Annotated in this window: 20 protein-coding genes and 2 pseudogenes; 12 read left to right on the top strand and 10 right to left on the bottom strand. The window is 70.7% G+C overall.

Annotated elements, in window-relative coordinates:
- The first annotated feature begins 132 nt into the window (after positions 1-132).
- The 3 genes and pseudogenes from ACFSL4_RS36950 (at position 133) to ACFSL4_RS36960 (ending at position 1,830) form a co-directional block, all read left to right on the top strand.
- The gene (locus tag ACFSL4_RS36950) at positions 133-729 is read left to right on the top strand and encodes a hypothetical protein (protein ID WP_381092496.1); all 597 of its coding nucleotides are present in this window, start codon (positions 133-135) and stop codon (positions 727-729) included.
- A 712-nt stretch (positions 730-1,441) separates the two neighbouring features.
- Positions 1,442-1,684 (top strand): annotated as a pseudogene (locus ACFSL4_RS36955) (helix-turn-helix domain-containing protein); the annotation flags it as partial.
- Positions 1,618-1,830, top strand: coding sequence for a winged helix-turn-helix domain-containing protein (locus tag ACFSL4_RS36960; RefSeq protein WP_381092497.1), 213 nt, complete (start codon positions 1,618-1,620; stop codon positions 1,828-1,830). The pseudogene ACFSL4_RS36955 and the gene ACFSL4_RS36960, both read left to right, overlap by 67 nt.
- Here the strand turns inward: ACFSL4_RS36960 and ACFSL4_RS36965 are convergent.
- Positions 1,757-2,961, bottom strand: a pseudogene (locus ACFSL4_RS36965) (IS110 family RNA-guided transposase). The gene ACFSL4_RS36960 and the pseudogene ACFSL4_RS36965 overlap by 74 nt on opposite strands.
- 344 nt (positions 2,962-3,305) lie before the next feature.
- Between ACFSL4_RS36965 and ACFSL4_RS36970 the strand changes: the two are divergent.
- The 3 genes from ACFSL4_RS36970 to ACFSL4_RS36980 all read left to right on the top strand — a co-directional run bounded on the left by ACFSL4_RS36970 (position 3,306) and on the right by ACFSL4_RS36980 (position 6,063).
- The gene (locus ACFSL4_RS36970; RefSeq protein WP_381092533.1) at positions 3,306-3,836 is read left to right on the top strand and encodes a hypothetical protein; all 531 of its coding nucleotides are present in this window, start codon (positions 3,306-3,308) and stop codon (positions 3,834-3,836) included.
- Positions 3,837-4,319: 483 nt separating this feature from the next.
- A complete protein-coding gene (locus ACFSL4_RS36975) occupies positions 4,320-5,567 on the top strand; it encodes a helix-turn-helix domain-containing protein (protein WP_381092498.1) in 1,248 nt (415 codons plus the stop codon).
- Positions 5,568-5,724: 157 nt separating this feature from the next.
- A complete protein-coding gene (locus ACFSL4_RS36980; RefSeq protein WP_381092528.1) occupies positions 5,725-6,063 on the top strand; it encodes a hypothetical protein in 339 nt (112 codons plus the stop codon).
- Positions 6,064-6,532: 469 nt separating this feature from the next.
- Here ACFSL4_RS36980 and ACFSL4_RS36985 read toward each other — a convergent pair whose 3' ends face one another.
- The gene (locus ACFSL4_RS36985) at positions 6,533-7,690 is read right to left on the bottom strand and encodes an acyl-CoA dehydrogenase family protein (protein WP_381092499.1); all 1,158 of its coding nucleotides are present in this window, start codon (positions 7,688-7,690) and stop codon (positions 6,533-6,535) included.
- A gap of 174 nt (positions 7,691-7,864) precedes the next feature.
- On the opposite strand from ACFSL4_RS36985, the gene ACFSL4_RS36990 reads away from it, so the two are divergent.
- Positions 7,865-9,208 (top strand): UDP-glucose dehydrogenase family protein, encoded by a 1,344-nt coding sequence (locus ACFSL4_RS36990; RefSeq protein WP_381092500.1) that lies wholly within the window; start codon positions 7,865-7,867, stop codon positions 9,206-9,208.
- Between the two features lie 117 nt (positions 9,209-9,325).
- On the opposite strand, the gene ACFSL4_RS36995 is transcribed toward ACFSL4_RS36990, so the two are convergent.
- On the bottom strand, positions 9,326-9,820 hold the full coding sequence (locus ACFSL4_RS36995) for a CGNR zinc finger domain-containing protein (RefSeq protein ID WP_381092501.1): 495 nt from the start codon (positions 9,818-9,820) through the stop codon (positions 9,326-9,328).
- A gap of 152 nt (positions 9,821-9,972) precedes the next feature.
- Here ACFSL4_RS36995 and ACFSL4_RS37000 point away from each other — a divergent pair, with 152 nt between their 5' ends.
- Complete coding sequence (locus tag ACFSL4_RS37000) at positions 9,973-10,332, top strand: VOC family protein (RefSeq protein WP_381092502.1); 360 nt, start codon at positions 9,973-9,975, stop codon at positions 10,330-10,332.
- Positions 10,333-10,398: 66 nt separating this feature from the next.
- On the opposite strand, the gene ACFSL4_RS37005 is transcribed toward ACFSL4_RS37000, so the two are convergent.
- Positions 10,399-11,688 carry an LCP family protein gene (locus tag ACFSL4_RS37005; RefSeq protein WP_381092503.1) on the bottom strand — a complete coding sequence of 430 codons (1,290 nt, stop codon included), beginning with the start codon at positions 11,686-11,688 and terminating at the stop codon, positions 10,399-10,401.
- A gap of 120 nt (positions 11,689-11,808) precedes the next feature.
- Between ACFSL4_RS37005 and ACFSL4_RS37010 the strand changes: the two genes are divergently transcribed.
- Entirely contained in the window at positions 11,809-12,381 is a 573-nt protein-coding gene (locus ACFSL4_RS37010) for an acyl-CoA thioesterase (RefSeq protein ID WP_381092504.1), read from the top strand.
- A gap of 90 nt (positions 12,382-12,471) precedes the next feature.
- Here the strand turns inward: ACFSL4_RS37010 and ACFSL4_RS37015 are convergent, their stop codons facing one another.
- The gene (locus tag ACFSL4_RS37015; RefSeq protein WP_381092505.1) at positions 12,472-13,935 is read right to left on the bottom strand and encodes an LCP family protein; all 1,464 of its coding nucleotides are present in this window, start codon (positions 13,933-13,935) and stop codon (positions 12,472-12,474) included.
- 126 nt (positions 13,936-14,061) lie between these two features.
- Here ACFSL4_RS37015 and ACFSL4_RS37020 point away from each other — a divergent pair, with 126 nt between their 5' ends.
- Complete coding sequence (locus ACFSL4_RS37020) at positions 14,062-15,105, top strand: glycosyltransferase family 2 protein (RefSeq protein ID WP_381092506.1); 1,044 nt, start codon at positions 14,062-14,064, stop codon at positions 15,103-15,105.
- A gap of 57 nt (positions 15,106-15,162) precedes the next feature.
- On the opposite strand, the gene ACFSL4_RS37025 is transcribed toward ACFSL4_RS37020, so the two are convergent.
- From ACFSL4_RS37025 to ACFSL4_RS37040, 4 genes are all read right to left on the bottom strand, one after another.
- A complete protein-coding gene (locus ACFSL4_RS37025; RefSeq protein ID WP_381092507.1) occupies positions 15,163-16,809 on the bottom strand; it encodes an LCP family protein in 1,647 nt (548 codons plus the stop codon).
- 223 nt (positions 16,810-17,032) lie between these two features.
- Positions 17,033-18,760 (bottom strand): LCP family protein, encoded by a 1,728-nt coding sequence (locus ACFSL4_RS37030; RefSeq protein ID WP_381092508.1) that lies wholly within the window; start codon positions 18,758-18,760, stop codon positions 17,033-17,035.
- A gap of 240 nt (positions 18,761-19,000) precedes the next feature.
- Positions 19,001-20,155 (bottom strand): LCP family protein, encoded by a 1,155-nt coding sequence (locus ACFSL4_RS37035; RefSeq protein WP_381092529.1) that lies wholly within the window; start codon positions 20,153-20,155, stop codon positions 19,001-19,003.
- A gap of 512 nt (positions 20,156-20,667) precedes the next feature.
- Positions 20,668-21,423 carry a TIGR03089 family protein gene (locus tag ACFSL4_RS37040; RefSeq protein WP_381092509.1) on the bottom strand — a complete coding sequence of 252 codons (756 nt, stop codon included), beginning with the start codon at positions 21,421-21,423 and terminating at the stop codon, positions 20,668-20,670.
- Positions 21,424-21,544: 121 nt separating this feature from the next.
- Here ACFSL4_RS37040 and ACFSL4_RS37045 point away from each other — a divergent pair, with 121 nt between their 5' ends.
- A complete protein-coding gene (locus ACFSL4_RS37045; protein ID WP_381092530.1) occupies positions 21,545-22,993 on the top strand; it encodes a peptidoglycan recognition protein family protein in 1,449 nt (482 codons plus the stop codon).
- A gap of 277 nt (positions 22,994-23,270) precedes the next feature.
- Positions 23,271-24,353, top strand: coding sequence for a mannose-1-phosphate guanylyltransferase (manB, locus tag ACFSL4_RS37050; protein ID WP_381092510.1), 1,083 nt, complete (start codon positions 23,271-23,273; stop codon positions 24,351-24,353).
- Positions 24,354-24,667: 314 nt separating this feature from the next.
- On the opposite strand, the gene ACFSL4_RS37055 is transcribed toward manB, so the two are convergent.
- The gene (locus tag ACFSL4_RS37055) at positions 24,668-25,669 is read right to left on the bottom strand and encodes a DNA-3-methyladenine glycosylase family protein (protein ID WP_381092511.1); all 1,002 of its coding nucleotides are present in this window, start codon (positions 25,667-25,669) and stop codon (positions 24,668-24,670) included.
- Between the last annotated feature and the right edge of the window lie 169 nt (positions 25,670-25,838).

The raw sequence follows: 25,838 nt of genomic DNA on the forward strand, positions 1-25,838 counted from the left end.
CCGAGCAACAACTGACCACTCAACAACCAAGATCAGCCGTTAAATTGACACACCCTGGCGGTGACCGCGACAGGCGTGGCCAGCGGCGGGGTCGGCTTCGGTCTGGCGACCGGCTGCGCCACGCTCAGCGGCATGGCCGGCTCAGTGGTCGGAAACTACCTTGATTCCGACGCCGACCACAGCACTGGCGGCTACCTCCGGGCCGAACTGTCCGGCGCCGTCACCGGCGCAGCCAGCGGTTTCCTCGGTTACGGGACCGGAAGGGTACTGGAGGAGGGAGCCACAGCCCTTGCCTCCAAGGTCCTGAGCACGGAAGCGAAGGCAGCGAAACCGCCGGTGGGCCTAAGCGGAGTTGAAGGAAAGGCAGGCGGCAATACATGGACGTCTGACTTGAGTCATGTGACAGGGAAGACGGCTGCCTCGCGGAATCGCGCCATCGAGGCTGTAATTGCCGAGGACTTTCCCGGTCTCCGATTCACCCACCAGCCCGTTTACAGCCCTTGGGTTAGCACAGGAATAGCGAGGCCGAATGGCGGAACGCAGATTGGCGCAGAGTCTTTCGTGAGTAGGGCAGAGCTTCGCGATAGCCTGGTACACGAAGAGCTGCACCACCGATGGTTCAGTCGCGGCATACCGGCGGGCACTCATCATCCGCGTGATGGATCTGGTCTGTCACCGCGCTTTTATGGGATCATCGCGCGATACAAGTCCATCAGAGGTTGGGAATGAGTGAACAAGCTGCGAAGCTCTCGGGTCCGTGCGAGGGGTGTGGCGAGCCCTGTACGGGGTGGGTAGTGCAACTGGTGAGGGGTGGCCGGCTGCGGTGGGAGGTTGAGTGGGCTTGTGATGCCTGCGGAATTTCGCATCATGGTGCCTGGGGCCCAGCTCCGGTGGAGGTGCGCAGCGAAATCTTGGCGCAGCACGGCTCGTACTGCGTGAAGCTGACCGACAGAGAATATCGCGGCGGGGGGATCCTGAAGGCGTTTCGTGGTGCATTCGATCTCTCTATTCGCGAGGCCCAGGAGTCATCCCAAAAATTGAAGCGGCGCGGGTATGAGGGTACGTACGTAGAAGCGCATTTCCTTTCTGATCTATTGCGAAAGGAAGGGGTCTTCAGTGAGGTGTTCCCTGGTGCGTGCGAGTAATCGAAGTAGCTCCGAACAGTGGCGCCCGTTGAGTTGTAGCCTGTGAGTGGTAATGCCTCGGCCTGTGATTCGATAATCGGGTCTTGCGGGTAACGGTGCTTATTGTTCAGGTTCCACAAAAGCCCCGTCAGGTTTCGCCTGGCGGGGCTTTTGTGTGGTGTGGCAGCAGTACGGATTTTTGAGGTCGTGGTTGACGAGTCGGCCATGCGCGGTATACCAGATGTATGGGGACTCGAACTCGCAGGCTGCTGAGCCTGGTTGAGGCGGAGCGGCGGTGTCTGTAGGCGGCCGACTTATTCGAACAAGGGGTGCGGTGGAGCAAGGTCGCGGAGGTGCTCGGGGTCGGTCGGCGGCCGGTCGGCCTGTGGCATAGGGCTTGGCGGGAGGGCGGCAGGGATGCCCTGTTGCCCATGGGGCCAGGCGGCAGCTCGTACCTGTCTGCCAAGCAGGAAGCGGAGCTGGAGGTCTTGCTGTGGGCCGGTCCGATGGAGCACGGCTGGGAGGACCAGCGTGGACGCTGGCGCGGATCGGCAGGCTGATCGAGGAGCGGTTCGGTGTCACGTACGAGGTCTCGGGGGGTGCCTCTATGTCCTTCGTCAAGCTCGAGCTGGTCATGCGTGGGCTGTTTCGGGGCCGCGTGCCTCGTAGAAGGTTCCGTCGCGGAGCATGGCGAACAGGACGCTGATGCGTTGGCGGGCGAGGCGGAGGAGGGCCTGGGTGTGGGTCTTTCCGCGGTCCCGGCAGCGGTCGTAGTAGCCGCGGGAGGCGGGGTCGTGCAGGGCGAACGCGGACAGGAACATCGCGCGTTTGAGCTGTCGGTTGCCGCCTCTGGGTGCGTGTTCGCCGTGGATCGAGGTGCCCGACTGCTTCGTGGCCGGGGCGAGGCCGGCGTAGGAGGCGAGGTGAGCGGCGGTGGGGAAGCTGCTGCCATCGCCGACGGTGACCAGCAGCACAGCGGCGGTCCTGACGCCGACGCCGGGCAGCGACGTCAGGACCTGGGAAAGAGGGTGGGCCTCCAGCAGTTCGTTGATCCGGGCTTCCAGGGCCCGTCGTTGTTCGTGGACGGTGGTCAGCGAGCGGGCCAGGGAGGGGATGACCACGTCGAGGGTGCCGGTGCCGGGGACGACGACGGTCTGTTCGTCGAGCGCGTCGAAGACGTCGTCGATGAGCCGGGTGGCCATGCGGGGGGCCTTCGGGCGGATCAGTTCGACGAGTCTGCGGCGGCCGGCTTTCCGCAGGGCGGCCGGGGATCCGTGGCGTTCCAGCAGCCAGGTGACGGCCTGGTGGTCGAGGCGGGGTCCAAGGATCCGCTCCAGGCTGGGGTGGAACTGGGTGAGCAGGCCGCGTATCCGGTTGGAGGTGCGGGTGGCCTCGGCGGCGAGGTCCTGGTCGAAGCCGACGAGAACGGTGAGCTCGGCGGTGATTTCGTCGGTCAGTTCCAGGGAGCGCAGCGTGTGCGGCATGGTGCGGGCGGCGTCCGCGATCACGGCCGCGTCCTTCGCGTCGGTCTTCGCCTCGCCGGGGTAGAGGTCGGCGATCCGTCGCATCGCCAGTCCGGGCAGGTAGGCGACCTGGCAGCCCGCATCGCGGGCGACGGTCAGGGGGAGGGCGCCGATGGACGCGGGCTGGTCCACGACGACGAGGACGGTGCCGAACTTCGCGACCAGCTTGTCGAAGACATCCCCCGTTTCGGTTCGCTGTTGGACAGAGGCTTGTCGAAGACCTTCTTGCCGGCCGGGGTGAGCCCGTGGCCGTGGTGTGTGCTCTTGCCGACGTCCAGGCCGAGCAAGACGCCTACGCTGCTGGTGTCGATCACCGTGCCCCCACTCACTCGATGCCGTGCCGGCCTGGGCGTCTGGGCCGTTCTCGCGCATCCACGTTATGCAGACCTGCCGCCCGCGAATGGCCGGGCGTTGCGCCCGGTCGGGCGGCGGTCGGACCTCTCATCAGCGTCTCCGACGACACCCCTCGGGCCCGGTGACACCACCCCCCCAGGTCATCCGTTCGACAGGGGGACACAGTCATGCCGGGCCCGGAGGCCAGCGGCCCTCTTGCAGGACCGCGAAAAACATAACGCGGGCGGCTGCTGGACCGTCTGGGCTGGTTGTGGCAGGTGCCCAAGGTGCGGGCCATCGAGCGTGACGAGGAGGCGATCGCCGCATGGCGCACGGAGACGTGGCCGGTGGCGTCCCATCCTCGCAGGTCACAGCCGTCGGCGGGTGGATCTGCTTCGAGGACGAGGCGGGGGCCTGGCTGAACGGCCCGGTCCGCCGGACCTGGGGCAAGGCCGGGTACACCCCGGTTCTGCGCATGTCCGGCAAGCGCAACGACAAGATCAGCATGGTTGCCTGGGTGTGCTTCAAGGAAGGTGTCGAGCCCCGGCTGATCTACGCGGTCAAGCCGTCCGGCGGCTACACGAAGAAGGACTTCCCGCGCTTCTTCGCGCTGCTCCACCGCCGAGTTCGATTGACGAGTTGCACCGAGCCGCCCGCAGTGCCCTCCGCTATGTCCAGCGCCACCCCGAACTCCTCCTGGCACTCCTGGCCGGAACCGGCCTTGAACTCACGCTGCCAGCGTCAAGCCCGTAGCCAAAGATCAGTAGTTGACGGCAACGTCAGCGGACAACCGCGGCACAGGGTGGCGGTTCGGCGCCCTCGTCTCTGCTGGGCTCGGTGCTCGTCGGGCCGTTGAATGCGGGTCGCGCCTGCTCCGGCCCTGCGGGGCCGCCGCTCGCTCCTGTCTCCGCCCCGCTCGGCAACGGCCCTGCCGGTCCGGGCGTGCAACAGCCCGTACAGCGAAGCCTTCTCGGGCTCTGTCCCAGACCCCGGCCCTCCCTCCCAGGAGCAGGGGGCCGAGTGCGCGTGCGGCTTTCGTCATGGTGTGGGGTCGGGGCCGCAGGAGGGGGCCCTCGCCGCCCGGTCGCCGGAGGCGTACCAGGAACCCCTGGGGGCCGCCAAGGCCGAGCGTAAGCGTCGCGGGGTGAGCCTTGGCGGCCCCGGGGAACCTTGGTTCGGTGAAGCTGCCCGACCGACGAGGGGGCCCCTCCCGCTCAGGCCCTCGTCCTGGCGGAGCCCGGTCCGTTGCGTGGTGGGAACCCTTGTGGGCGGAGTCTGCTGGAGCGCCCCCGGTTGATGTGCCGGCCGGGCGTACCGTGGAGTGGGAGGTGCCGAGTTGATGACCACGGAGCTGGCTGACAACGTCCGCAAGTACCGGCGTCGCGCGGGGATGAGTCAGGAGGAACTGGCCCACGCCGCAGGCGTATCGCCGGGCACCGTGCGCAAGGCCGAGCAGGGCGGCACCATCCGCATGGAGACCTTGCACACGCTTGCCCGCGCGCTGGGAGTGACCACGGCCGCGCTGATGGCCTCGGACGCACCGGAGCCCGTCGGGCAGGCTGAGGAGCCGAACCGGGTCAACCTGATCCAGCTCCGCGCCGCGCTCACCCCGGCCGTCGGGCTCGTGGACCAGGACGCCGAGGCCGTGGCCGAGGAGCCGAACCTGCGCGCCTTCCGGCGGACGCTGCAAGACGCGCGGGTGCTGTACTTCTCCGACAGCTACAAGAGCGTCGCCGTTCAACTGCCGGGCCTGCTGCGTGATGCCGCACAAGCCGTCGCCTACTTCGACAGCGGGGACGAGCACCGGCAGGCCCTGCTGGCCCGCGCCGAGGCACTGCGTCTGGCCGGCACCTACCTCACCCAGGTACGGCAGTACGACATCGCGTATGCCGCTGTACGTGGCGCCATCATGGACGCCCGTCAGGCCGGGGACATGCTTGCGGCGGGCTCCGGTGTCGGCTGCATGTGCTGGCTGTTGGTGAGGCAGGGGAGGTTGGACGAGGCGGAACAAGTCGCTGCCCGGAGCATGGACGCGATGGAGCCGAAGATCACGGGGGCCGAGCCGGACCACTACGCGGTGTGGGGCGGCCTGGCGATGGAGGCTGCCGCCGCAGCCGCGAGGAACAACCGTCCCGACGAGGCGAAGGAGTACCGGCAAGCCGCCCGGGTCGCGGCATCCGCCATCGGGACGGCGCATCGCAATGTCTCCCGGCATTGGTCCGTCTTCGGGCCGGTCACCGTCGCGGTCAAGGCACTCGAAGACGACATGGTCGTCGGCGACGCCCGCGCGGTGGTGCGCAAGGCAGGCGAGCGGGAGGAGCTGTCGCCCAGGGCGTGGAAGCGTTTGGGCAGGCCCAGCACCAACGACGGGAACCGCTTCACCCTCGACGTGGCGCGTGCCTACACCCGGACCGGCGATTTGTCCGCCGCCATGGACGAGTTGACCCGTGCCAGGGAAGCCGCACCGCAGTGGCTGCGGCACCAGAACGGGGCCGCCGAGACCATGGAGGAGATCCTGCGCAAGCGCAAGCGCACCCTCACGACGGAGATGCGTGAAATGGCCGACTACCTGGGCGTTGTCGGGTAGCTGCCACGCAGCGTGGCAGTTCATGAACCAGGAGTCGCGAACTGCCATGGCCACCACCTGGGGTGACGCTCGGTCAGTGCCTACGGTCAGTGTGTCCACCGTCAGTGACCCAGGCCGGGGGTGTCCAGTGAGCCAGCCCAGGAGTGATGCCGACCGCGTGCGTCGCAGAGAGCTGTACGACGCCGCGTCGGGTCGAGGAGGTCCCCGCTTACTGCCGTGGACCAGTCCGGAGGGGAAGCCCTGTTACCTGAGCAGCGACGGCCGGGGCTACCTCTCCACCCTCGCCGACAGCATCGAGACGGTACAGCTCAGCATGGGCCAGGAACTGTTGGAGTACGCCCGCGACGCCACGGCACCCGGCGCGAAAGCTCTGTCGGCGAGCGAATACCGCTGGTTGGCCTGCCGCTTGGCAGAAGCCCTGGCGGACGCGCTCAGGGTCGCGGAATCGCGCGGACAGCGCATCCCGGATCAGGAATCGGCGGCCGAGGATGCCTGACTCTCCGAACGCCGGCGCACCAGTACGCGACTTCTCTCGGGGGCGCTACCGCTTCCGCGAGTACCACGAGACCACCGTCCCCGACCCCGCGACGTTGCCGATGGGGCGGGCGACAGCAGCGCAGAGGTGATGCGGGAGCACTGTCGCCACGCCTTCCAGGGAGCGGAGGGGTGTGGCCGGGCAGCCGCGGCCGCGCTGCTGATCCCCGGCGCCGACGGTCCGACGGAGCGAGAACAGTCGGAGGTGTCCCGGCGGCCCCGCGCGAACGGCCCCCGCCGTGGTGCCGGGGGCCGTGGTTTCTCCGCAGGTCAAGCGCCCCAGGGGCCTGAGCGCCAGTCCAGGATTTCCCTGGCATGACGCCCAGGAACGGGCCGCGACGGGGAGCGGGCTTCAGTGGAACGGGAAGCCGTGGGACCGTCCGGGCACCGTCCGGGCCCGGACCGCCGAAACGGCTTCTGGCGTGCCCCTGTTACGGCAGGTTGCGCGCCATCACGATCCGCTGCACTTGGTTCGTGCCCTCGTAGATCTGGGTGATCTTCGCGTCGCGCATCATGCGCTCGACCGGGTAGTCGCGGGTGTAGCCGTAGCCGCCGAGCAGCTGGACGGCGTCCGTGGTGACCTCCATCGCCACGTCCGACGCGAAGCACTTGGCCGCGGCGCCCTGGAAGGTCAGGTCGGCGTCGCCCCGCTCGGACTTGGCGGCCGCCGCGTACGTCAGCTGCCGGGCCGCCTCGATCTTCATGGCCATGTCGGCGAGCATGAACTGGATGCCCTGGAAGTCGCCGATCGGCTTGCCGAACTGCTTGCGCTCCCGGACGTAGTTCTTGGCGTAGTCGAACGCGCCCTGGGCGACGCCGAGGGCCTGGGCGGCGATGGTGATGCGGGTGTGGTCCAGGGTCCGCATCGCCGTGGCGAAGCCGGTGCCCTCCTCGCCGATCATGCGGTCGGCCGGGATGCGCACGTTGTCGAAGTAGACCTCGCGGGTGGGGGAGCCCTTGATGCCGAGCTTCTTCTCCGGGGCGCCGAAGGAGACGCCCTCGTCCGACTTCTCGACGACGAACGCGGATATCCCCTTGGAGCGCTTGTCGGGGTCGGTCACCGCCATCACGGTGTAGTACTCGGATACGCCCGCGTTGGTGATCCAGCGCTTCACGCCGTTGAGGACCCAGTGGTCGCCGTCGCGGACCGCCCGTGTCTTCATGCCGACCGCGTCGGAGCCCGCCTCCGGCTCCGAGAGGCAGTACGAGAACATCGCGTCGCCCTTGGCCAGCGGGCCCAGGTACTTCTTCTTCAGCTCCTCGGAGCCGGAGAGCATCACGGGCAGGGACCCGAGCTTGTTCACCGCGGGGATCAGGGAGGAGGACGCGCACACACGCGCCACCTCCTCGATCACGATGACCGCGGCGAGCGCGTCGGCGCCCGCGCCGCCGTACTCCTCGGGCACGTGGACCGCGTGCAGATCGCTGGCGACGAGGGCGTCCAGCGCCTCCTGCGGGAACCGCGCCTCCTCGTCCACCGCGGCGGCGTGCGGCGCGATCTTCGCCTCCGCCAGCGAGCGGATGGCGTCGCGGAGCATGTCGTGCTCCTCGGACGGGCGGTACAGGTCGAAGTCAGCCGATCCGGCCAAGGTCTCTCACGCTCCAAAGACACAGTGGTGCCGACGCTAATTACCGTTAAGTAACCCAGATTTTAGAGGTACGCCCACCCGAGTGATACGTGAGCTTGGCGACAGCGGGAAACGTGCCCGCAGAAGCACCCGGCTATGCTCGGCTCGGATTCGCCGCATATCTCTGGAGCACCCATGAGCCTCAAGATCACCGTGATCGGCACCGGCTATCTCGGCGCGACACACGCCGCGGCCATGGCCGAGCTGGGGTTCGAGGTGCTGGGGCTCGACGTCGTTCCCGAGAAGATCGAGATGCTGCAGCGGGGCGAGGTCCCGATGTACGAACCCGGCCTCGGGGAACTGCTGCGCAAGCACGTCACGGGGATCGAGGGCTCCACCGGGCGGCTGCGCTTCACCATGGACTGGGCCGAGGCGGCGGACTTCGGCGACATCCACTTCGTGTGCGTCAACACCCCGCAGAAGCACGGCGAGTACGCGTGCGACATGTCGTACGTCGACGCCGCGATCGCGTCCCTGGCGCCGCATCTGCGGGCTCCCGCCCTGGTCGTCGGCAAGTCGACGGTGCCCGTCGGTTCCGCGGACCGCCTGGCGGCCTACCTCGCCGCGCACGCGCCCGTCGGCGAGGACGCCGAACTGGCATGGAACCCCGAGTTCCTGCGCGAGGGCTTCGCCGTGCAGGACACGCTGCACCCCGACCGGATCGTGGTCGGCGTGCGCAGCGAGCGGGCCGAGAAGCTGCTGCGCGAGGTGTACACGACCCCGGTCACCGAGGGCTCGCCCTTCATCGTCACCGACTTCCCGACCGCCGAGCTGGTGAAGGTCTCGGCGAACTCCTTCCTCGCCACCAAGATCTCCTTCATCAACGCGATGGCGGAGGTGTGCGAGGCCGCCGGCGCCGACGTGGGCCTCCTGGCGGAGGCCATCGGCCACGACGACCGGATCGGCAAGAAGTTCCTGCGGGCCGGCATCGGGTTCGGCGGCGGGTGCCTGCCCAAGGACATCCGCGCCTTCATGGCGCGCGCGGGCGAGTTGGGCGCCGACCAGGCGCTGACCTTCCTGCGCGAGATCGACTCCATCAACATGCGCCGACGCGGCCAGATGGTCGAGATGGCGCGCGAGGCGCTGGGCGGCGGCTCGTTCCTCGGCAAGCGGGTCGCGGTGCTCGGCGCGACGTTCAAGCCCGACTCCGACGACGTGCGCGACTCGCCCGCGCTGAACGTCGCCGGGCAGATCCACCTCCAGGGCGGCCAGGTCACCGTCTACGACCCCAAGGGCATGGACAACGCCCGGCGGGTCTTCCCGACGCTCGGGTACGCCCGCTCGGCCGTGGAAGCGGTCCGCGGGGCCGATGTCGTGCTGCACCTCACCGAGTGGCGCGAGTTCCGCGAGCTGGACCCGGCGGTGCTGGGCAGGGCGGTCGCCTCCCGCGTGATCCTCGACGGCCGCAACGCGCTCGACCCGGAACTGTGGCGGCGGGCCGGGTGGACGTACCGGGCGATGGGCCGGCCCACCGCGTAGCAGGACGGGTGACGCCGGTCCGGCCGAGGCTCAGTCGGCCGGACCGGCGTCCTGCTGCATTCTGCACCACCGCGGTCGCCCTTGGCCGGAGAGTGCCCGACTACGCGGTCCGCCTGTCTACTTGGCCCGGTAGCGGCGCATCTTCGCGCGTGCCCCGCACACCGACATCGAGCACCACCGCCGTTTCCCGGCCGGACTGCGGTCGTAGTACGCCCAGTGGCACTCGGGCAGTTCGCAGGCCTTGAGGCGCAGCCAGGTGCCCGCGGTCAGCGCCTCGGCGACGGCGGCCGCGACCCGGGAGCGCAGGGGCCCCCCGTCGGCGGGCGCCAGGACCGCCGAGCCGTCGCGTTCGTCGACGGCCACCAGCAGCGGCGCCCGGGCGAGCAGCCGGCCCAGGGGCGTCACCTCGCGGTGCGGCGCGTGGCCCGCGTGGGCGAGGCAGACGGCGCGCAGCGACTCCCGCAGCTCGCGCACCTCGGCCAGGTCGCGCTCCGCGACGCCGAACTCGGCGCGTCCCTCGGGGGTGTCCAGGCGGTCCGCGCCCGACTCCAGGTCGAGGGTGTTGACCAGGGCCTCCACCAGGGCGAGGCCACCGGGGGCTCTGTCGCTCATGTCTGCGACCTCATGCTCGTGACGTTACCTCTCGGATTTCCCCTTGCGACGTTACCTCTTATACGGAAGCATGCGGTAACAGTTACCTGTTGATCGCTTCTACAGGTAACGCGGATTCGCGGACGGATCCGCAGACACACGAGGAGGAAGTCATGGCTCTCGCCAAGCTGGGCGCCGTCGTCCTGGACTGCCCCGACCCGCGCGCGCTCGCGGGTTTCTACGCCGAACTGCTCGGCGGCACGGTGGAGGGGGACGGCGACTGGGCCGACCTGAAGGTGCCCGGTGGCGGGTCGCTGTCGTTCCAGGCCGCGCCCGGGTACGCACCGCCGAAGTGGCCGGCCCCGGACGCCTCGCAGCAGTTGCACCTGGACCTCGCGGTCAGCGACCTGGAGGCGGCCGAGGAGGGTGTCCTCGCGCTCGGCGCCAGGCCGCTGGACACGGAGGACCGCTCGCGCACCTGGCGTGTGTACGCGGACCCGGCGGGGCACCCCTTCTGCCTCTGCGCCTGCTGACCCGTATGTGAAGGGCCCCGCCGAAGCAGTCCGGCGGGGCCCTTCACGGTGAGGTGGGCGCGGGGATCAGTTGCCCGACACCGTCACCTTCTCGTCGTTCTTCAGTTCGTTCACCAGCGTCTTGACCTTGGCCTTGTCCCACACCAGGTTGCCGCCGGTCGAGCCGGAGATCGGCATGTTCATCGACGTTCCGTCGCCGCCGGACACGCCCTTCATCGACCAGAACATGTCGGCCAGGTCCCACAGGCTCATGTCCTTGTCGACCGTCAGCGCGTCCAGGCCCGCGCCCATCGTCGGGTAGAGCCTGAAGGGGTTGAGGACCGTGGACGGGGTCGCCACCTGGTGGGCCAGCGCCGACAGGAACTTCTGCTGGTTCTTCGTGCGCTGCAGGTCGCTCGTGGCGAAGGCGTGCCGGGTGCGGACGAAGGCCAGGGCCTGCTCGCCGTTCAGCGTCTGCTTGCCCGCCTGGAAGTCGGCGCCGGAGTACTTGTCCTTGAAGCCCTTGTCGATCGTGATCTCGACACCGCCGACCGCGTCCACGATCTTCGCGAAGCCGCCGAAGCCTATCTCCGCGTAGTGGTCGATGTGCAGCCCGGTGTTGAACTCGACCGTACGCACCAGGAGTTCGGGGCCGTCCGTCGCGTACGCCGCGTTCAGCTTCGTGTGGCGGCCCGTGCCCTGGTAGATCTTGCCGGACTCGGAGCCCTTGAAGGTCGGGATCTCCACGTCCGAGTCACGGGGCAGGGAGATCAGCGCCGAGCCGTTGTCACCGGTGTGCAGGATCATCATCGTGTCCGTGCGCTTGCCCTCGGCGGACCCGGTGTGCAACTTCTTCTTGTCCTCGGCGGACATGCCCGCGCGGCTGTCGGACCCGACGATCAGGTAGTTCGTGCCCTTGCCGGACGCGGGCCGGTCGATCACCTTGGACAGGTCGACATCGCGGTGGAGCTTGGAGTCGGCCCAGAAGTATGTGGCCACCGAGGTCACCACCAGCGCGGTGACCAGCGTGATCGCGGTCCACTTGATCCGCCGGCGCCAGTTCGGCTGCGGCCGGTACCGCTCCAGCTCCGGGTCCGGATCGTTGTCGTTGGGTATGAAACCCCCGCCGCGCCGGCCGCCGCCGTAGACCTGGCCCGTGTTGTAGCCGCTGTCGTAGGCGTCGTCCCTCTGGTCGCCGTACGCCGGCTGCTGCGGTACCCCGCCGTACTGCGGCGCGGCCTGAGGGCCGCCGGGCCCGCCCGGCCCGCGCCGGACCTGACGCATCACGCGGGCGCCCTCGGGCCGCGCACTGGTGCTGCCGCGTCCGTAGCTGTCGCCGCGGCTGTCGTTGGACGATCCCTCGGGCCACTCGTTCATGGGCCCCAGTGTGCCGGGTGGGGCCGTGCGCCTTACAAGGGCCGGTGAAGAACGGGGTCAGTGCTGTTGCGAAGCTGACACAAAGTCTCCCGATGACGGGCCCGGCATAAGGTGGACGTCATGACAGACCAGGCCCCTGCCCCGGACATCGCGTTTCCGGGCGAAACCATGGGTGATCTCCCCGGGAAGCCCACCGCGGCGTCCCGGACCACCCTCAGCCACATCATGAGCCACAACGACACCAACCTGCTGGGCACGGTGCACGGTGGCGTGATCATGAAACTCGTCGACGACGCGGCGGGGGCCGTGGCCGGCCGGCACTCCGGCGGCCCGGCCGTGACCGCGTCCATGGACGAGATGGCGTTCCTGGAGCCGGTCAGAGTCGGCGACCTCGTCCATGTGAAGGCCCAGGTCAACTGGACCGGACGCACCTCGATGGAGATCGGCGTCCGCGTCCTGGCCGAACGCTGGAACGAGTCGGCGCCACCCACCCAGGTCGGCTCGGCGTACCTGGTCTTCGCGGCGGTCGACGCCGACGGAAAACCCCGGCGGGTGCCGCCGGTCATACCCGAGACGGAGCGCGACAAGCGCCGCTACCAGGAGGCCCAGATCCGCCGCACCCACCGGCTCGCCCGGCGCCGCGCGATCAAGGAGCTGCGGGAGAGGCGGACGGCGGAGAGCCAGGAGGACTGAGCCGGGACCGAGGGGGGCCGAGGGGGGCCGAGGGGGCCGAGGGGGCCGAGGGGGCCGAGGGGGCCGAGGGCACCGTGGCGGGCCCTGGCCCTACGGGCACACCACCTGGTCCCCGGTCACCACCTCCTGCGGGCCCTTCGGGCCCGCCGCCCTCACCGGCCGCACCTCCTTGAAGTCCGCGCCCGCGATCACCTTCAGCGTCGGACCCTGGCCCGGTGCCGGGCGCAGTTCGCTGCCCGGCAGGGCCGCGGCGAGAGCCTTCGCCGAGCGGTCCCAGCGCGGGTCGTAGACGACGACCGTGCGCCGCACCGCCCGGTTCGCCGCGTTCCCCGGCTGCCGCGTCGTCCGGAATCCGGTGGCCGCGAGCGCGTCGTCCATGCGCCTGCCGAGCCCCTCCGTGACCGTCCCGTTCTCGACCCGCACCCGGATCTGCTGCGGGGGCACCTCCACCCGCGTCGCCGCCGGGCCCCTCTTCTCCGGGTGGGGCGGGATGAGCGGCCTGTCGTCGCGCAGCGACTGGAACAGCGCACCGGCCTTCGCGTCGTCCCACTTCACGGTCGAGCCGAGGTCGTCGCCCCGGTAGCCCATCTGCGCGATCGGCACGGTGGTGAACTCCGAGGAGCGCGGCGAGAAGTTCCGCATCACCCGGCCCAGGTCGAGCAGCTCGTTCGTGCCGAAGCCCCGGTCCGCCCGCACCGAGCCCAGCACGGCCCGTGTCACGTCCCGGAACCTGATCGGGTTCAGCAGCACGCCCGACGACGTCGCCCGGTCGATGAGTGCCGCCAGGAACCTCTGCTGCCGCTGCATCCGGCCCAGGTCGGAGGCCCCGTCGACGTGCCGGGACCGCACGTACTGCAGTGCCTGCCCGCCCTTGAGCACATGCGTGCCCGCGGGCAGGTCGAGTCCGGTGTACGGGTCCTTCATCGGCTGCGGGGTGCACACCCGGACGCCGCCGAGGACGTCCACCGTCTTCATGAAACTGACGAAGTCGACCTCCAGATAGTGATCGATCTTGAGGTGGGTCATGTTCTCGATCGTGTGCACCGTCAGGTTCGGGCCGCCCTCCGCGTACGCGGCGTTCAGCTTGATCGGATGGGCGCCGTGCCGCTGCCCGGTGGTCAGGTCCGTGTGCGCCGGGGCCTGCGCGTACGAGTCGCGCGGCAGGCTCACGACGGTGGCCCGGTCCCGGTGCGCCGAGATGTGCACGATCATGACCGTGTCGGTGCAGTGGCAGGCCGCGCCGCCGAGGCGGTACGCCCGCCGCTGCGCGTCCGTGATCCTGTCACGGCCGTCGGTGCCGACCAGCAGGATGTTCATGCCGTGGCCGGCCGCGGGGCGGTTCTTCATGTCCTTGAAGGGATCGACCCGGGCGATGTCCTCGTCGAGGCTGGTGATCACGGCGTGCCCGATGCCGGCCGAGGCGAGGACGGCCACGGAGAGCGTGGTGATCGCCCGGACGGCCCAGCCGGGCCTCTTCCGCGGGACACGCGGCCGCCGCCCGGGGGAGCGGCGGACCGGCGGACGGCGCACGGGCGAGCGGGTCGGTGCGGGCACGGGGGACACCTCCGCGGGGCTGGGCGTGGGATCCGTGAGCACCGTAGGCCCATACGATCTGCGGCTCGGGGCGGCGCCCGGGCGGCGCGCACCGGTGTCCCCCGTTCGCGGTAACGTGAGGCCCCTATGAACGCGAAGCCCGACGTGCAGCTCCCCGCCGTGTCCGTGATCATGCCCGTCCTCAACGAGGAGCGGCACCTGCGCGGAGCCGTCCAAGCGATCCTCGCCCAGGAGTACGGCGGCGAGATGGAGGTCGTGATCGCCCTCGGCCCGTCCACGGACCGCACGGACGAGATCGCCGCGGAACTGGTCCGCGAGACGGCATCCGATCAACGCGTGCGCGTGCACACCGTCCCGAACCCGACCGGCCGCACGCCCGCCGCGCTCAACGCCGCCATCAAGGCGTCCCGCCACCCGATCGTGGTCCGCGTCGACGGTCACGGCATGCTCTCGCCGAACTACATAGCGACCGCCGTACGCCTCCTGGAGGAGACCGGCGCGCAGAACGTCGGCGGCATCATGCACGCCGAGGGCGAGAACGACTGGGAGCACGCGGTCGCCGCCGCCATGACCTCGAAGATAGGCGTCGGGAACGCCGCCTTCCACACGGGCGGCGAGGCCGGCCCGGCGGAGACCGTCTATCTCGGTGTCTTCCGGCGCGAGGCCCTGGAGCAGCAGGGCGGCTACAACGAGGAGTTCATCCGCGCCCAGGACTGGGAGCTCAACTTCCGCATCCGCGAGGCGGGCGGCCTCATCTGGTTCTCGCCGGAGCTGAGGGTGTCGTACCGCCCCCGGCCCTCGGTGCGCGCGCTTGCCAAGCAGTACAAGGACTACGGGCGTTGGCGGCACGTCGTCGCCCGCTTCCACCAGGGCTCCATCAACCTGCGCTATCTCGCCCCGCCGGCCGCCGTCTGCGCGATCGCCGCGGGCATCGTGGCGGGCGCCGCGCTGACCCCGTGGGGCTTCGTGGTCCCCGGCGGCTATCTCGCGGCGATCGTCCTCGGCTCCGTCCCCGCGGGCAGGGGCCTGCCGCTGACAGCGCGGCTGCAGATCCCCGTCGCCCTCGCCACCATGCACATGTCGTGGGGCTGGGGGTTCCTGACCAGCCCGAAGGCACTGGCGAAGAGGGTCATCGCATCGCGGCGGCCGGCGGTCGTCGTCTCCGGCTGACGGGATCCGCACCCGGTCGGGGCCCCGCCGTGGTGGAGAGGGCCCCGAGGCGGTCGGTCACCAGGTGTAGTTCGGGTCCACCGTCATGCACTTCTTCGTCGCCCCGTTGAGCGCGTCCGCGGACGACGGCGTCGTGTTGTCCTCCGCGGGTGCCTCGTAGGCCGTGCCCGACCGCCAGTCGGCGCCCACGACGAGGGTGACTCCGGAGACGTCCGTCGACTTCTTCACCGAACTCGCCGGGATCCCCAGGGCCTTGGCGACCCGCTGGGCGTCGCCCTTCAGGTCCGCGCTGGGGTAGCGGACCACCGTCCTGTCCTCGGCCAGCACCACCGAGGAGTCCTTCCTGGCCTGGGTGAAGCCCTTGCCGACGAGGAGCTGGGCCACCGTGCCCGCCCGTCCGCTCACCGGCCCCAGCGTGGACGTCCGGGTGCCGTTCTGCACCTGCACCGCGATCTTGTCGTCGGTGTCCGTCGGCGCCACCGTCGTCTCGGCCGCGGGCTTCTTCTTCTCGCCCTTGCCGTCCAGCGGGATGTCCTCGCGCACCAGACGGAACAACTGCTCCGCGTCACCGGGCTTGGGCCGCACCCGGGCGCCGGAGTACACGTACGGCATCGTCGTCATCGTGATGCGGTCGGCGGGCACCTTCTTCAGCTCGCCGCTCAGGTCGTAGAGCTTGGCGACCGTGCCGAGCCCCTTGTCCACGGTGAGCGCCCTGGTGGCCGTCTCCGTGAGATTGCGCAGCTTGTCCGGGTTGCTCAGGGTGGCGTTGGCGCGCAGCTGGCGTACCAGCGCGCCCATGTACTGGTGCTGCGCCTTGGTCCGGGCGATGTCGCTGCCGTCCTCGAACCCATAGCGGGTGCGCAGCCACTGCAGGGCCTGCGTGCCCTTGACGTAGGTGGTGCCCGCCTTCAGCTTCAGGCCCGAGCCGTGGCCGGAGGCGGTGCGGGAGTAGATGTTCTTGTCCACGCACACCGGCACGCCGCCGATCGCGTCGGCCATCGACACCACGCCCGCGAAGTCGACCATGATGAAGTGGTCGATGTGGATGTCGGTGAGTTTCTCCCAGGTGGCGACCGTGCAACCGGGGCCGCCGCGGCCCAGCGAGTCGTTCGTCATCGCCAGCGTCGAGGACGGGTAGACGCGCCCGGTCTTCGGATCGGTGCACTTGGGGATCTGCAGCAGGGTGTCGCGCGGCATGCTGACCACCGACATGTTGGTGCGGTCCGCCGAGACGTGCAGCAGCATCTGGACGTCGGCGCGGGGCGGAGCCCCGAACGTGTCCCTCGCGCCGCCGAGCTTCTGGTTCTCCGCGGAGTCACGCGCGTCCGACCCGAGGAGGAGGATGTTCAGGGGGGTCTGGCCCGCGGCGTTCGGCTTCGACACGGACGCACGGTCCTTCTCGTCCCCGATGTTGAGGTCGTCCTTCTTCAGGTTGTCGTTCAGATGCTGGTAGTAGAGATATCCGGCACCGGCGGTGCCGAGTATCACGACCGCCAGAACAGTCGCCGACCAGCGCAGGACGCGGCGCCTGCGGCGCGGGGGTTCGCCACCGCGCCGGCCTTGACCGTGCGGCGCCGACGGCGGACCGTCGCCGTCCTGAACGGCGTCGCCGCCGCGCTCGTACAGACTGTCGTCCCAGCCCAGCTCACCGGCGTCCCGGTCACGTGGTCGCGCCCCCTTTCGACGCACACTGCTCTGCACCAAGTCCCTGCCCTCCCCACCCTGCGCCCGACACACGCCGGTCCGTCCCATGGCTCCGGAGTCCGCCAGGATGCGCTCTTCCGGAACATTCGCCGTACGGTGAGACGCCCGTGGCACCCCAACGGATGTGCTGCGCGTCCCCTTCCCGACACGGCGCGCCCGCCGGGTCGCACACCCGCCGGGCGCGTCCGCGTCCAGTAAGACGCGTAAACCGGTCGTCAGGTCATCACGTCGAGCACACTTGCTTGTCCGCGGTGGCCTTCTGGATGTTCTCCGGCGCCTTGGCGGGCGCGCTCAAAGAGACCCCGGCCCCCTTGAAGTCCTGGCCGAGGGTCAGCACGATCGCAGGCAGACCCTGGGCGTTCTTCTCGCTCTTGCCCGGCTTCATCGCCGACGCGGGCAACCCCATGATGTCCGCCAGTTTGCGTGCCTGGTCGGCCTGGTCCGGAGAGTACTCGAGGGTCGTCCTGGCGAGGGTTGCGGTCGCGTTACCGAGTTGGCTGGACTTGAGAACTCCCTCATTGTTCTGCAGCCAGTTAAGAGTTTCCTGTGCGCTGCCGGACGGCGCGCCGCCGTTGTAGATGTCGACACGGACGTCGGAGGCGGCCGAGCGGGATCCCTTGAGCCGGGCCGCCACCGCGGCGTTCTCCTGCTTCTTCTTCTGCTTGACCGCCGTCAGCGAGTCGTCGTCGTTGATCATCTGGAACAGCTGCCTGGCCGGCGTTTCGTCGAGGACGACCGTCGCCCTGATCTTCTCGGCGGGGTTGTCCCTCACCGGCACCGTGGTGAAGGTGATGTTCTTCGGCGGTACCTTCTTCAGTTCCAGGGCGACGTCCCTGAGCGTGCTCACCTTGCCGATGCCGGTGTCGACGGTGAGCGCCTTGGTGGCGGCCTCCGCCAGGTCCAGCAGCTTGCCGGGGTCGGTGAGTGTGTCGCTGGAAGTCATCTTGCGGGCCAGCGCGCCGAGGAACTGCTGTTGCACCTTGATCCGGTCCAGGTCGCCCTGGTTGCCGAAGCTGTGCCGGGTGCGCACGAACGCGAGGGCCTGCTCGCCCTCGATCGTGGACTCGCCCTTGGGCAGCTTGAGGTGCGACTCCTTGTCGTTGATCGGCTTGCCTACGCAGACGTCGACGCCGCCCACCGCCGTGGTCAGCGTCTTCACCGCGTTGAAGTCGGCCATCATGAAGTGGTCGGGAGTGATGCCGGTGACCGCCTTGACCGTGCGCATCGTGCAGCCGGGGTCGCGGCCGTCCTGGCCGAGGCTCGTGTTGAAGCGGACGTTCTGCGTACCGGGAATGACCTTGGTGGTGCCGTCGGGCTGCTTTGTCGGGCAGTCGGGGATGTCGACGATCAGGTCGCGCGGGATGCTCAGCGCGGTCGCGTTCGTCCGGTCCTTGGACACGTGCAGCAGGACGTTGGTGTCGGCGTGCCCCACGCTGCCCTTGTCGCCGTAGCCGGTGTTGCCCTTGCCGGTGCGCTTGTCGGTACCGATGATCAGGATGTTGAAGGCCTCGTCCTTGCTGAAGCCCTTCTTCGCGGCGTCGCCGACGTCCGTCGTGGTGACGTTGCCCTCGAGGTGCTTGAGGTACAGATAACCCGCGCCCGTGACGGCGACCAGGATGAGCGCCATGCTGCCGCCGGTCCACAGCAGGATCTTCTTCCCCCTGCCCTGCTTGGACTTGGTGCGGCCCCGGCGCCGCCCGGGCGGCTCGTCCGGTGCTCCCCGGCGGCGGCGCTGGCCCGGCAGGGCGTCGGGCTCCGGGCCTCGGGGGCCAGGAGCCGTGCGCGTGCCCCCCCGCGCGTTCCCCGCGGGCGCCCCGCGCCGCGGTCTGGGCACGGTCGACTGCGGAGCGGAAGGGCTCAGTCGCAGTTCGTATTCGCCGGTGTTCGGGTTGAGTACCCACTGGTCTGCGGGGTCGATGTTGTCCGCCCGCCCACGGCCTTGCGCGTCCACGGTTGTCCGAATCCTCCGTCGGGGCCACGCGGCGCCTTCCCCCTCGAGGCGCTCGGGTCTCTTCGCCCAGTGCGCGAACCCAGGTCGGACCTCGTGGGCGTAGCACCGGACCGCTCACACTATCCGCCCAGTTCGGCGTCAAGCGACGGCGGTGACAAATTCCACTCCCCTACAACTGGGCAATCCGCCCCATTTCTCGAAGACTTCTTAGCTCCGCAGTCCCCCCGCTTGGTGTGTGCTTTACCCGCAGGCGTCCTGTGCGGCCGTGTTTCCGCGGAATGTGGGCGTGGGTTCGGGAGCGGGGGTCCGCTTTCCGTTCGACATTCCGTCGTCGCCTGACTCCCCACGGTCACCGTAACCGGGCGGTGCGGGCGCCGCGGCGCTCGATTGTGCGGCTGAAATGTCCGGGAGCTGCTTCGCGACCTCCACCGGCCGGTCCGCGCGCAGCCGCGCGAAGAGTCTCCCCGCCGCGGGTTGTACGAGTTGGTCGCGATTCACGTCGGACGGGTACGAGGTGCGCGGCACCGTGAGGAACTGCACCCGTTCCGGAGGAAGCGTCCGCAGCCCGCGCACGAGGTCGTAGAGCCCGCGCAGGTTCGCCAGATCCGGATCCGTGGTGAGGGACGAGGTGGCGGCGTCCAGCACCGGGTACAGCTTCGCCGGATTCAGCAGGACGCCGTCGCTGCGCACCTTGCCGAGGAGTGCGCCGAGGAAGCGCTGCTGGCGTTCCATGCGGTCCGTGTCGCTGCCGTCGCCGAGGCTCTTGCGGGCGCGTACGTAGCCGAGCGCCTGCTCGCCGTCGAGCGTCACCTTGCCCGCCGGCAGCTTCACCCGGGCGTCCTTGTCGTCGATCGGCGCCTTCAGGCACACCTGGACGCCGTCGACCGCGTCGACCATCTCCTGGAACCCGTGGAAGTCGACCACCACGTGATGGTCGATGCGGATGTCCGTCAGTTTCTCGACGGTGCGGATCGTGCACGCCGAGCCGCCGCCGGCGAAGGCGTAGTTGAACATCGTGAACACCGGCGCGGTGCGGCTGCCGTCCGGTCTGCGGCAGCTCGGCACATCGACCATGAGGTCGCGGGGAAGGGAGACGGCGGTGGCACTGCGCCGGTCGGCGGCGAGGTGCAGCAGGATCACGGTGTCGGACCGCCCGGCCCCGGAGTCCCGCCCATAGCGGCCGTTGCCGTCCCCCGCGCGTGAGTCGGACCCGATGAGCAGGATGTTCTGAGCGCCGCGGACCAGCGCAGTCGGCCGCTCCTTCTCGTACCGGGCGAGCTCGGAGGCGGCGTCGTTGTCCGCGGTGATGTTCGAGTCGAGCTTCTCGTACGCGGCCCAGCCGGCGCCGGCGGCCCCGAGCGCGAGCAGGGCGAGCCCGAGCGCGGAGCGGCGCATCCAGCGCCGGCGCCGGCGCCGTATGAGGCCGGGGCCGGCGGGTGTGGCGCCGAGGGCGGGACCGAGGGAGGGGCCGGGGAAGCGCGGGGTGTCCGCTCCTGGCCGCCGTGGGGCGCCTTGGGTAGTCACTGCCGGGTCCACCCCCTTGTGGCGTACGAGCGTGTCGTGCTCTTACGACCATGACCCGGGGCGGGGGCTGGGGGCGGCCGGTGTTAGCCCGAACGGGGGGCGGGGGACTGCGCGCCGCGCGCCGTTCGGGGCCTGGCGGTGGATGCGGCGGTCTGAGGTCAAGGGGCCGTGAGCCGTGGGCCCGTGCCCCCGTACGCCCGGTACGTACGCCCGCCGCGCCCGCTGCCCGCCCCGGCCGCGGCGCACGGTGTGCGGCCGTGCCCCGGCCCGGGGGCGGAAGGTCCCGGCCGTCTCGTGTGGTCCGGGGGCGGAAGGTCCCGGCCGTCTCGCGCGGCCCGGGGGCGGAAGGTCCCCAGCGGCCCCGCGCGGCCCGCGGCGGCGTCTCACCGCGCGGTGGTCGTCACCCTCTCGTCCTCGATCCGCTTGGCCAGCGCATCCTCGCCGAGCCGTTCCAGATGGCGGCAGAGCACCACCGACCCTCCCGTGGCCAACGGTGCGTACAGCCCGGCGCTCAGGCCCTCCCAGGTGTCGTACGGCAGTCCGGACAGCAGCCGGGAGCCGGGCCCCGTCAGGCCGATCGCGGGGGCGTCCGCACGGGCCCGCTCCACCACCTCCGCGCCGGTGTGCTCCGCCCCGGCGACGATGAGCGCCGGCTCCTCCGGGTCGACGGGCGCGAAGGGCTGGAAGCGATCGCCCTGGCCCGGCACTTCGACGGCGTAGTCGACGAAGCCGGCCGGGGGCTGCGGGAAGCGGCCGCCGAGGGGGCGCAGGGCGAGGGCGACGCGCTCCCCGGAGCAGGCGCGCGCCGTGTCCAGCGTGTCGGGCCCGGTGACGACGACGTCGGCAGCGCCCGCGTCGCCGCCGACGTCCGCGACGGCACCCACGGAGGCGCAGGCGAGCAGCCACACCGCCGTCTGCCAGTGCGCGGGCAGCAGCAGTGCGACCCGGTCGCCGGGCCCGGCGGCGAGGTCGCCCTGCAGGAGGTTGGCCGTCTTGGCCACCCAATTGGCGAAGGTGGCCCTGGAGAGTTCGACGCGTTCGCCCGTGGCGTCGTCGTAGAAGGTCACCAGCGGGCGCGCGGGGTCCGCAGCGAGTGCGGATCGCAGCAGGTCGGCAGGGGTGCGGTCGGTGGCGTTCACGCGCGCAAGCGTACGCGGGCGCGGCCCGCCGGACGGTCCGGCGGGTGTGTGACGGGTGTGTTCAGGGCCACCGGTTCGGCCGACGGCCCGTCAAGTCCCGGATGGACATACATGTATGGCTATGCCCAAGATCGTGGCCATGCGTGGATACCTAGCTTCCTTGATCGGTGTCGCCTGTGCGGCGGTCCTGACCGTGCCGCCCGCCTCCCCGGCCATGGCGGCCGGGTCGGGCGCCGAGCCGGGCGTTCCGGGCAGTACCCAGTCCCTCCCCCTCGTACCCCTCACCGGCCCTCGTGGCGGCGGCGCGGTGACCGAACGGGGTCTGACCCCCCGGGCCGTACGGTCCTTCTCGCTTGTCGGCGTCGTCTGGGACGACCCCAGAGCCGAACTGCACGGCCGCGTCCAGATCCGTACCCGCGCCAGCGGCACGGACCGGTGGTCCGAATGGCAGGAGGTCGAGACGCACAACGCGGACCACGGCCCCGACCCGGCCACCGGCGAGGCCGGTTCGAGCCGGGTGCGCGGATCGACGGCACCCCTGTGGGTCGGCGACTCGGACGGCATCGAGGTACGAGTACGCGCCGAGGCGGACGAGTCCGGCGGGACGCGCGGCCCGGGGCTTCCCGGCGGACTCCGGGTCGCACTCGTCGACCCCGGCGCGGAGCCGGCCGGCACCACCCCCGCACACGGCGCGCAGGGCGCGGGCTCGGCGGGGGCGCCGGGCGCGGAGGCATCGGCCACCGGTACGGGCGCCGAAGCATCGGCCACCGGTTCGGGCGCGGAGGCATCGGCCACCGGTTCGGGAGCGGCGGCATCGGCCACCGGTTCGGGAGCGGCGTCCACCGTGTCAGAGGCGTCCGCCGCCAACGCCGGCCTCGCACCCCTGGGGACAGCGGAGATCCCGGCGCTCACCCGGGAGGCGACGAAGAAGGACCTGGAGGCGCGCCAGGTCAGCACGGGCCCCTACATCGGCCCGCGGCCGCGCATCGTCACGCGCAGCGGCTGGGGGGCCGACGAGAGCCTGCGGGAAACGGGCTTCGTCTACACGAGCACCGTGAAGGTGGCCTTCGTGCACCACACGGCCTCGGGCAACAACTACACCTGCTCCCAGGCGCCTTCGCTCATCCGCAGTATCTACCGCTACCACGTCGTGAGCAGCGGCTGGCGGGACATCGGCTACAACTTCCTCGTCGACAAGTGCGGAAACATCTACGAGGGGCGCGCGGGGGGCGTGGAGAAGCCCGTCATGGGCGCGCACACCCTCGGATTCAACAGCAACAGCACGGGGATCGCGGTGCTCGGCACCTATACCGGCAGCAACCCGTCCGCCGCCGCGGTCACCGCCCTCTCCAAGCTCACCGCCTGGAAACTCGGTCTCTCCAGCATGGATCCGCGTGCCGCCACACACCTGGTCTCCGGTGGTGGCAATCTCTACGCAAAGGGTGAGAACGTACGACTGAATGTGATCTCCGGCCATCGCGACGGGTTCGCCACGGAGTGCCCGGGAAGGCTGCTCTACGGCAAACTCGGCACGGCCCGCGCCACCGCGGCCGCCTACCAGGGCCGCTGAGGACGAGGCCGGCGCACGACGTCGCACGGACCGCCCGCTCATCGTCGTACGGTGACCGGCACCACACCGGACGACGGCCCGCAAGACGCCGTACGCGTTCATCCGCACGAAGGTGTGCGGGGGGCTTGCCCCCACAGCCGTCGAAGGACACCCCACTGTCGTCGAAGGCACCTCCAACGGTCCTCACAACGCCTTGAGCGGTCCTCGCAACACGGTCTGCATACACTGGCCGGCCGACGGACAGTCGGCCGGTCCCGGCAGGAAGCAGAGACGACAGGTGACAGAAGCGATCCTCCTGGTCGGCGGCAAAGGCACCCGGCTGCGCCCGCTCACGGTGCGCACTCCGAAGCCGATGGTCCCGGCGGCCGGGGTCCCCTTCCTCACGCACCAGTTGGCGCGGGCGAGGGCGGCGGGCGTGGAGCACATCGTGCTCGCCACCTCCTATCTGGCCGAGGTCTTCGAGCCCTACTTCGGCGACGGCTCGGCCCTCGGCCTGCGACTGGAGTACGTCACGGAGCAGGAACCGCTCGGCACGGGCGGCGCCATCCGCAACGTGGCGAGCCGCCTCCACTCCGGCCCCGACGACCCGGTCCTCGTCTTCAACGGGGACATCCTCACGGGCCTGGACATCCGGGCCCTGGTCCGCACCCATCGGACGACGGGCGCGGACGTGTCCCTCCACCTGACGAAGGTGACGGACCCGAGGGCGTACGGGCTGGTCCCCACCGACGGGACGGGCCGGGTGACGGCGTTCCTGGAGAAACCGCAGACCCCCGAGGAGATCGTCACCGACCAGATCAACGCGGGGGCGTACGTCTTCCGCCGCTCGGTGATCGACGCGATCCCCGCGGGCCGCCCGGTCTCCGTCGAACGGGAGACCTTTCCGCAGCTCCTGACGACCGGGGCCCATCTGCAGGGCATGGTCGACTCCACGTACTGGCTGGACCTGGGCACTCCCGCGGCCTTCGTGCGCGGCTCGGCGGACCTCGTCCTGGGCCGCGCCCCGTCCCCCGCGGTGCCCGGGCGCTGCGGCGACCGCCTGGTCCTGCCGACGGCGTCGGTCGCGACGGACGCCAAGCTGACCGGCGGCACGGTGGTCGGTGAGGGGGCGTTCGTGGGGGAGGGCGCCCGGATCTCCGGCAGCACGCTGCTGTCCGGCGCGGTCGTGGAACCGGGCGCCGTGATCACGGACTCCCTGATCGGCGCCTGCTCCCGCATCGGCGAACGCTCGATCCTCACGGGCGCGGTCATCGGCGACGGCGCGGTGGTCGGCGCGGACAACGAACTCCGCGACGGAGTACGGGTCTGGTGCGACGCCAGGATCCCGGCGGGCGCGGTGCGCTTCTCGTCGGACCAGTGAGGCCGCACCGGAACCCGGGTACGTCCGGCCGCCCCGCCCGGTGAGGGCGCGGCCGACCGGGGCGGCACGGGGGCCGGGGCGCGGCTCCGGCCCCCGCTCCCGACGGGCCCGCTAGGAGGTGTTTCGGAAGTCCCGCACAGCACCCACGGCGCCCGGCACGCTCCTCCAGGCTCTTCGAGCAGGGGCACCCCCACTCGCCGCACCGGCCGAGACCCCGAGTACGTCCAGTACGAGGGCTTTCGTCCGGCACGCCGAGAGCACGCGCCGGACACCGCGGGCACCGCACAGGACTTTCGAAACACCCCCTAGAGCCGTCAGAGCCGTCCGATGTCCCCCCGCCGCATCCGCGGGGCGCGCCGCGGTGGCGCGCATCCGCTCAACAGGATCAACCGCGCCGCCCGGTGCCGCTGCCCCGCATAGGGTTCGAGCAGCGACAGCATCATGGCGTCGTCCGCGTTCCGGTCCCCGGCCAGCGCGTAACCCACGATGCCCGGCAGATGCAGATCCCCCACGGTCACCGAGTCCGCCGCCCCGTGACTGCGCTGCACGGTCTCCGCGGACGTCCACGGCCCGATCCCCGGCACCACTTCCAGCCGCGCCTGCGCCTGGGCCGGTTCCATCCCCACCGCCTGCTCCAGCCGCGCGGCCACCCGCACCGCCCGCAGGATCGTCGACGCCCGCTTGTCGTCGACCCCGGCCCGGTGCCACTCCCAGGACGGGATCAGAGCCCATGTCCGCGGTGCCGGCATCACATGCATCCGGCCCTGCGCGGGACCCGGCGCGGGCTCTCCGTACTTCCGGACGAGCAGCCGCCACGCCCGGTACGCCTCGTCCGTGGTGACCTTCTGCTCCAGGACCGACGGGATCAGCGACTCCAGCACCAGCCCCGTCCGCGTCAGCCGCAGACCCGGGCGCCGGTGCCGCGCCAGCGCGACCAGCCGGTGCCGCGGCCGGAACGCGTCCGGGTCGTCCGCCGCGCCGAGCATCTCGGGCAGGTGGTCCAGCAGCCACTGCGCCCCGGGCCCCCACGACTCGGCCTCGGCGGCCCCGCCCCGCAGCGCGACCCGTAGGGTGCCCGGTCCCACGGGCGTCCGGCTGGCCCGCCACACCGAGCCGTCCGGCGTCGCCCGGAACGTCGGATCCGCGGGCCCCCGCCGCAGCGGCCCGAGCACCAGTCCGAGATCCAGCGGTCCGGGCGGGGTCCACGTCCGCCGCCGTCCCGGAGCCGCGGCCGGCCGCGGTACCCCGGCAGGCACGACGGCATGCCCACCGCGCGCGGTCGTACGGGTGGGGCGAGGGGCGAATCGTCCGGCCATGAGGTCCTGGGGGCTGCTGCGGGGGATGCCGCTGAAGAGGTCTGCCAGGCGCCGGCGCCGCTTCCACGGATCCGGGGCGCCTACGAGGGTAGAGGGCGCGCACGCCGGACACGGGCGGGACCCGTACCCCGCGAGCGGCGTGACCGCGGCCCGGGGCCGCGCCGGGCGC

The sequence above is a fragment of the Streptomyces caeni genome (assembly GCF_042678285.1).
GTDB classification, from domain to species: Bacteria; Actinomycetota; Actinomycetes; order Streptomycetales; family Streptomycetaceae; genus Streptomyces; species Streptomyces caeni.